6 protein-coding genes and 1 pseudogene are annotated in these 7,714 nt (G+C 69.1%); 3 read left to right on the top strand and 4 right to left on the bottom strand.

Annotated elements, in window-relative coordinates:
• The 4 genes and pseudogenes from KDL01_RS36890 to KDL01_RS36875 all read right to left on the bottom strand — a co-directional run.
• Positions 1-196: pseudogene (locus KDL01_RS36890) on the bottom strand (PE family protein); the annotation flags it as partial.
• A 437-nt stretch (positions 197-633) separates the two neighbouring features.
• Complete coding sequence (locus KDL01_RS36885) at positions 634-1,677, bottom strand: ABC-2 membrane transporter-related protein (RefSeq protein ID WP_212533355.1); 1,044 nt, start codon at positions 1,675-1,677, stop codon at positions 634-636.
• A complete protein-coding gene (locus KDL01_RS36880) occupies positions 1,674-2,570 on the bottom strand; it encodes an ABC transporter ATP-binding protein (RefSeq protein ID WP_212533354.1) in 897 nt (298 codons plus the stop codon). The genes KDL01_RS36885 and KDL01_RS36880 overlap by 4 nt, the downstream gene beginning before the upstream one ends.
• 273 nt (positions 2,571-2,843) lie before the next feature.
• The gene (locus KDL01_RS36875; protein WP_212533353.1) at positions 2,844-3,866 is read right to left on the bottom strand and encodes an IS630 family transposase; all 1,023 of its coding nucleotides are present in this window, start codon (positions 3,864-3,866) and stop codon (positions 2,844-2,846) included.
• A 74-nt stretch (positions 3,867-3,940) separates the two neighbouring features.
• On the opposite strand from KDL01_RS36875, the gene KDL01_RS36870 reads away from it, so the two are divergent.
• The 3 genes from KDL01_RS36870 to KDL01_RS36860 all read left to right on the top strand — a co-directional run bounded on the left by KDL01_RS36870 (position 3,941) and on the right by KDL01_RS36860 (position 7,337).
• Positions 3,941-5,467: a HAMP domain-containing sensor histidine kinase gene (locus KDL01_RS36870; protein WP_212533352.1), complete on the top strand. Its 1,527-nt coding sequence runs from the start codon at positions 3,941-3,943 to the stop codon at positions 5,465-5,467.
• Complete coding sequence (locus KDL01_RS36865) at positions 5,464-6,099, top strand: response regulator (RefSeq protein WP_212533351.1); 636 nt, start codon at positions 5,464-5,466, stop codon at positions 6,097-6,099. Before KDL01_RS36870 ends, KDL01_RS36865 begins: the two co-directional genes overlap by 4 nt.
• Before the next feature lie 440 nt (positions 6,100-6,539).
• The gene (locus KDL01_RS36860) at positions 6,540-7,337 is read left to right on the top strand and encodes a DUF1963 domain-containing protein (protein WP_212533350.1); all 798 of its coding nucleotides are present in this window, start codon (positions 6,540-6,542) and stop codon (positions 7,335-7,337) included.
• The last annotated feature ends 377 nt before the right edge of the window (positions 7,338-7,714 follow it).

The following is a 7,714-nucleotide window of genomic DNA, read 5'->3' as shown; positions in this document are numbered from 1 at the left end:
CGCCCGCGCCCCCGGCCCCGGTGCCGTTGCAGCCTTTGCCACCGGTGCCGCCGACGTTGATCGTGAAGGTCGTGGCCGCGGTGGTTTGCGGCAGGGTGGTGACGACGTGCGCCCCGGCTCCACCCGCCCCCGTGGCGGAACAGGAGGTGCCCGTGTCGTCGGCGCCACCGGCCCCGTCCGCGGTGATCGTGACCACCGACCCCGCCGGAACCGTCAGGTTCTGCGCGGCGCCGGTGAAGGTGAAGGTCTGCGACGGGTCAGCCCTTGCGCCCGCACCGGCACGGCCCTCGCCAGCGCGGCGGCCGACGGAGCCGTGCCCGCCAGCAGCGCCACACCGGAGAGCAGCGCGCCGCTCACCGAGACCAACCCCGCGCCGCGCGCACGACGCCGTCCACCCGAGCCGGCCGGAACGGACGCGATGACGTCACGAACCGGCCGCGTCCCACCGACCTGTCCACGGATACGAGCGCTCATACTCGGGTCCACCTCTCCTCACCGCAGACAGTCCCGTACCGCTGTGATAAGACCGATGATCGGGACATTTAATGATGATTGACGACGAATCATATTTAACGCTGCGATTCGGCTGCCTCGAGGGAACTCGGTGATGGGCGATCTCGCGTGTCGCGGCCTTCAGCCTCGGAGTCTCCGCGTGCGTCGGAAGGTCGCGACGGCCAGGAGCAGGGCGAGGGCGCCGTAGAGGGCGGTCTCGATCCACTGCAGCTGCCAGTAGCGGTCGGCGGCCTGGTAGGTGAGGTCGACGTGGAGGTTGTCGGACGCCAGGCAGGCACCGAGGGGGCCCATTCCGGGTGATCCGCCCTTGCCCGAGGCACCCGGCTGGCCGAAGTACTTCGTCCAGCAGCTGAGGATCTCGCCGGTCTGGACCGGTCGGCCCGAGCTGTTGAGCACCTCGGACTCCGACTGGAGCCAGGAGCCCGAGGGCGCGGGCAGGTCGACCGTGACGGGGCCGGTGTTCGCGTCGGAGCGGTCGAACCTGATGGCTTGGCTCATCGTGGTCTGGTTGACGGGCACGGAGGCGGCGGTGGCGGGCAGCAGGTGTGGTCGGACTCCCGCGGTCACCAGGACCTGGACGGCGATGAAGATCGCGAGGGTGACGGCCATGGCGGGCAGAGTGCGCTGGAACAGCAAGCCGAGGGCGACGCCGAGTGCGAAGGCGAATGCGGCGTAGCCGAGCGGCGCGACGTCACGGGCGTTGAAGGCCATGGTGCCGAACCGGTTGCCCGAGGCGGCGTCGAGCGGGCTTGCCCACCAGGTCAGAAGGAGGCTGAGCACTCCGACGGTGACGACGGAGGCGAGGGCGAGGCAGCTGAGCTTGACCGCGAGCCAGCGGGTGCGGGTCACGGACTGGTTCCAGGCCAGGAGGTGGGTGCCGCGCTCGAGTTCGCCGGCGACCAGTGGGGCTCCCCAGAAGATCCCGATGAGGCCGGGTGCGGCGAGCACGAGCATCTCGGCGAGTTGGAGTGGGCCGTTGTATTGGTCCTGCAGCCCGTTGAGCACCCCGAAGCAGTCGTTCTGCGCACCGCATGAGGCCAGGTCGGCCGTGTAGGAGTGGCGCAGCTGCGTCCCGGTGATCAGGACGTACGCGGCGGCCGCCGCGAGTACGGTCAGCGCCGCGAAGATCTGCGTGCGGAATTGACGCCAGGTCAGCCAGATCATCGCGCGCCCCCATCACCCTGCGTCGCCGAACGGATGCCGGACTCGGCAGTTCCCATATACGCCAGTACCAGGTCTTCCATGCTCAGCGGTTGCGTCACCCAGTCCCCGGGCGGAAGCGGCCCGTCGCTGCGCACCACGAAAGTCGACTGGTGCTCGGCGTGCTCGGCCGAGACCACCTCGAGCCCGGCCGGCAGGGCTCCGGGATCGCGGCGCGTGCACACGATCCGGTGGTGCGCAGCGATGATCTGGTCGACATTGCCGGCCAGGCGCACCCGGGAGGCGACGAGCACGATCAGGTAGTCGCAGAATCTCTCCAGGTCGGAGATCAGATGCGACGAGAGGATGACCCTGGTGCCGTTTTCCGTGGCGGACTGCGTCAGGTGCTCGAGGAACGCGCGGCGGGCGAGCGGATCGAGGCTGGCGACCGGCTCGTCGAGGATGAGCAGCTCCGGCCTCTTGCCCGCCGCCACGGCCAACGCGAGTTGGGCACGCTGGCCGCCGGAGAGCTTCCCGGCCTTCTGCCTCGGGTCCAGCTCGAGCGCGGCGATGCGGCGTTCGACGAAGCCCTGGCCCCAACCTGGGTTCAGGCGTGCGCCGAGCCGCAGGTGGTCGCCGACGGAAAGGTTCGCGTACACGGGGGCGTCCTGGGCCAGGAAGCCGACGCGGGCCAGCTGCTCGGGGCCGGTGCCCGGGGTGCGGCCGAGCACGCTGATGCTGCCCGAGGTCGGGGTCAGCACGCCGCAGGCGAGCTTGAGCAGCGTGGACTTGCCGGCTCCGTTGGGGCCGACCAGCCCGACCATGCGCCCAGGCGGGATGGTCACGCTGCATTCGGTCAGCGCTCGGCGCCTCCCGTAGGTCATGCCGAGCATGCGGGCTTCCAGGATCGCGGTCATTTCTCCTCTTCGGCGCTGATGCGGAACGTGCTGGCGAACGGCACGTGCTGGCGAACAGCGCCCCGGGCGCGACCCGGCGAGCGGGTGGTGAGGTGGGGTGAAGTTCACGATTGCCAGCGTTCCGGCTCACCGCGCCGGGCACGCCACGCCCGGGAGGTAGAGCGCCTCCCTCCTTCGAGGGATACGCCGGAGGGCGTGCGGCACCTACCTCCAAGGGGGGATGCGCGACGCCGGAGTGCACGGTTATTGAGGCGTAATGCATCGTTGTCGTTGTCAGGCTGCTGCGTAGGCGACTTCCGGCTTGTGGAACAAGGCGGCCAGGAGGGCCGGTTGCTTCTGGCGTCGGTGTAGGTGGGCTCTGATCATCGAGGTCAGCTCGCGCCGATTGCGGGCGCCGGCTTGGGCGGCGATGTGTTTCTTGGTGTCGCCGTTGAGCAGTTCCACCGGGTTGAGTTCGGGGCTGTAGCCGGGAAGGAAGTGCTGCTCGATCTCCTCGGCGTGCTCGGCGAGCCAGGCTTTGACGGCGGTGGCCTTGTGGGTGGGGTGCTGGTCGGTGATCAGGTGGACCTTGCATCCGTGGTGGCGGGCGAGCCGGTCGAGGAACCGGGTGTAGATCTCGGTGGTGAGCGAGCCTTCGTACACGGTGAAGCACAGGGCGCCGCGGTTGGTCATCGCGGCCATCAGGTTGATCCGGAAGCGCTGCCCGCTCTTGCCGAGCACCGGGGTCGCCCCGACCGGTGCCCAGGTCGAGCCGGGGGCGTCGGCCGAGCCGACGCCGGACTCGTCGAGCCACACCACGATCCCGCGCTCGGCCTTGGCGCGCGCCACGATCCGCGGGTAGGTCTCCTCGAGCCAGGCCCGCACCTTCTCCGGGTCCTTCTCATACGCGCGCCGGATCGGCTTTTGCGGGGACAGTCCCCACCGCCGCAGGTACTTGCCGCAGCTGACGTGGGACAGGCGGACGTCGAAGCGCCGGTGGATCAGCTCGGCGACCGCCGCTCGGGTCCAGAGCACCCCCTCGCCTCCGGCCTGGACCGGGCTCTGGGAGACGATCGTGCGGCACACGGTGCGCTGCTGGGCTTTACTCAGCGCTTTCTGCTCGTCCGGGCGCCGACCCGGCTTCTCCGGACGAAGCGCCCGATCCCCGCCCCGGCGCTCGGCATTCACCCACCGGCTGACCGTACGCACCGAGACATCGAAGACCTCTGCCGCCGCCACCTGCGTCATACCGTTCTTCACCGCCCGCACCACGCGACGGCGCAGATCCTGCTGCGCCTCACGGGAAAGCGACCTCACGTCGATCCTGAAAACACCCACGCATCCAACAACGACCAAGACGACGATGGGTTACGTCTCAATAACGTTCGGGAGTGCTAGACCGTTTGCGACGCAGGACCTGGGGACTGTCGGGCCGGCTGATCGCCTCCTACATCCTCGTCACACTCACCGTGGTGGTGCTGGTGGAGGTGCTCGCGCTCGGCTTCCAGGTACCCCAACTGGCAAACGGCGTCCAAGCGCAGGATCAGTTGCAGGCCCAGGTGGACGCCACCGCGCAGAGCTACGGCCAGCAGTTGTCCCAGCGTTCCTCCGGCGCCCTGTCGCCCGGAACCGTGCTCGGCGACCGCGGCCAACCGATCGTGCCGGGGCAGGTCCGGGTCGCTGCCGACGGCCTCACCCTCGTCGTTCCGGCGGTGACCGGCACGCTCGAGAGCGACCAGGCGGTCACCGCGGTCGTCGCGATCTCCGCCGACGGCACGGTCATCGCGTCCTCCGTACCGTCCCGCTATCCCCCGGGCGCGGCGGCAGCCACCGAGTTGCCCACGCCCGCAGCTCAAGGGGTCAACGGTGGGCGTATCAAGGTCGGCGGCATGTCCACGCCGAACGGCAGCGTGCTCTGGACGATCTGGACTGCGGCCGGCGCCGGCGAACCGCCGGTGAACGGGCGAACGTCGGTCGCCTCCGTATACGTCCAGGCCCCGTGGTCGGCTCCCAGGTTCATCGACCCGATCAGTGCGTGGAGCGAGCTGAGCCAGACCGGCGAGACCAGCGCACTGCTGCTGTCGGCCCCCTCGGCGCTGCTCGTCGTCACCGTGCCGGTCGGTGTGCTCTTCGGATCGCTGGCCACCCGCCGCCTCGTGCGTCGGGTCAACCGCCTGGAGAAAGCCACCCTCGCCGTCGCCGATGGCGACTACACCGTCGTTCTGCCCGCCTCCGGTCGCGACGAGATAGGGCGGCTCGAGGCGAACTTCACGAGCATGACCCGTCAGCTCGACTCCGCTCTCGCCGCCGAACGAGAGCGGGCCACCAGCGACGCGCGCGACGCGGAACGCGACCGGATCGCCCGGGAGATCCACGACACGATCTCCCAGCACCTGTTCGGCTTGCGAATGATCGCCGCAGGGATGCGCCGGGCCGACCCGACCAACCAGCAGGCGCAGACGATCGAGCGAATCAGCGAGGAGGCGTTGCACGACATGCAGGCGCTGCTGGTCGAACTGCGTCCGGCGAGCTTGGACGGCGCTGGGCTCGGCGAGGCCCTGCACCAGATCTGCGCGGCCTACCGCCATCGGCTCGACGTGGAAGTCGATGCTCACATCGAGGACGTCGCCATCCCCGCGCAGGTCGAGCATGCCCTGCTGCGCATCACCCAAGAGGCCTGTATCAACGCCGTTCGACACGGCAACGCCGAGCACCTCACCGTCCTCCTAGCCCAGCAAGAAGGGCAAATCACCCTCTCCGTGCGCGACACGGGCACCGGTTTCGATCCGGGTGCCGCGCACACCGGCTCCGGCATCGCCCACATCCGGGAACGGGCCACGGAACTCGGGGGCAGCGTGGATATCGACAGCGCACCCGGGCGCGGTACGACCCTGACCGTCCGGGTGCCGGTGCGATGACGATCCGCGTAGTCATCGCCGACGACCACCGCGTCGTGCGGGACGGGCTGTGCTACCTCCTCGACCAAGAGGCGGACATCGAAGTCGCCGGGGAAGCCGGAGACGGCCTGCAGACCGTGGCCGTCGCCGCCGCCACGCGCCCAGACGTCCTCGTCCTCGACCTCTACATGCCCGGACTCGACGGACACGGCGTGATCGCGGCACTGGCCGCCGCGTCCCACCGGCCGGCCGTCATCGTGCTCACCTCCGCCCTCGACGACGAGAACCTCGTGCGCGCGATGCACGCCGGCGCGACCTCCTACCTACTCAAGACCGCCCCCGCCGACGACGTCATCGCCGCCATCCGCGACGCCGCCACCGGCACCGCCACCCTCAGCCCCGAGCTGCTCACCCGACTCACCCAGGCAATGCGCCGCCCACCCGCGCCGGACCCCCTCCAGCCCCTCTCACCGCGCGAACGCGACGTACTCGAGCTGATCGCCCGCGGCCTGAGCAACCGCCAGATCGCCCGCGACCTGGACATCGGCGAACAGACCGTCAAAACCCACGTCCGGAGCATCCTCGCCAAACTCGAGCTGCAAGACCGCGTGCAAGCAGCGATCTTCGCCCTCCGCCACCAAGGCGGTCGCTGAAGGCCGCTGCCTGGGGAACGCCGACGGGGGTCGCCCGTGGGAGCGAACTGTTCCGTGTCCGGGGTGTCACTTCCTCGCAGTTACCCCCAGCCGCTCTTCCGTCTCGTCGAGCGCTGCGTGCTGATATCCGTCGCCGACACCCAACGGCGCCCGCCACTCGGCAGCGAACCGGGTCGGGAACCGACAGAGGCCTCGACCCGATCGTCCAGCGCGGCACCCATTCCGGCAGCCATATCAACGGGACTCATCATGCCCGAACCGTACTGGCGGCCACTGACGCGCACTGTCCGGCGCTTGTTCCAGGGCGGCGCGGCGGTCGCTGCCGCGCGCTCTGGCCGTCGACGCTACTGAGTTTGCTTGCGTGATGTCGTTGAGGGACCTGGGCGTGCCAGTTGGTAATCCAGGCCGGCGCCTGCCGTCCGGGGTCGAGATGATCTGGCATGGACTTTGACGACTCCGCCAGTGCGCAGCGCGTATCCGCCGAACGGCTCGGTACGGTCGCCGGCCGGCAGTTCGCGGCCATGGCCCGCCGCGGCTTCCGATTGGAGCGATCGTCGGACGAGGCGGCGGCAACTGGCCGATGCCGCCTCGGGGGCCCGGCTCTTCTCGAATCGGGAACTCCGTGGCCCCAGATCGGCGGCGTCCCGCTGTCTCTGCACGCCGTGCTCGACACCGATGCCCTCGCTCCGTGGCTCGGGAACGAAATGCCCACACGGCCGGGCCTGCTCAATTTCTTCCACCTTGATCCGGACATGCCGTATGAGCAGTACCAGACTCTGGACCATTCCAGCCCCGAGACGTGCCGCGTGATCCCCGCCGACCCTACTCGGGCGATCGAGACAGCCGCCCCGACACCGGCTAGAAGTTACCCGGTCACACCCCTTCACGCGGTGGAAAGAACAGCCCTGCCGGACTGCTGGGATGTCGAGGACGGCGATGTCGAGTTCGACAAGACCGAACACTGGGGCGCGCAGTCCCTGATCCTCACCAAAATGGGCGGCGTCAATGGAAACACCGCAGGCCGGCACTGCGCGTTCGGATGGCCCGACACCTCGTACACGGTCCCGGTGACGCGCCGTGATGCCGACGGTCCTGCCGTTCACCTCCTCCAGCTCGCCGAGGACGCCGAGCTCGGATGGGGCTGGGGCGATGCCGGAACGATCTACTTCACCATCCCAGCGAGGGACTTCGCGTCAGGGGACTACGGCAAGGCCGTGGCAAGCATCATCTGCTGCTGAACCGCCGACGACCCCAGCGGGTGAGTGACCCGGCCGCCAGCCAGTTCAGCAACCCCCGCCGGGAATGGGTACCCAGTACTCAAGACGCGGCCGCCGTTGGCGCGAACACTGGGATGAGCGCGGCGTACCGCTGCGCATCGGGAGGGAGAAATCACAGTGCTCTACAAGAGGACCGCATCCGTGACCACGTCGCTCGTCGCCGTGCTCGCGTTCACCGCCACCACGGCGAGCGCGCGATCCGTCATCGACTATGGGTGCAGGTCCTGGGCGGGCTTGATCAGCTGGGGAGTTTCCGGATTCTCGAGACAGACCTGTGGCGTATGGCCCTAGCGTGGTGTCGAGGCCCGCAGTGAATGTGGGTTCTGATGCACCGTGCT

The organism is Actinospica durhamensis (genome assembly GCF_018139695.1).
GTDB classification, from domain to species: domain Bacteria; phylum Actinomycetota; class Actinomycetes; order Streptomycetales; family Catenulisporaceae; genus Actinospica; species Actinospica durhamensis.
Note: the sequence above shows the minus strand (reverse complement) of the source record. Positions and strands in the feature narration are given on the sequence as shown.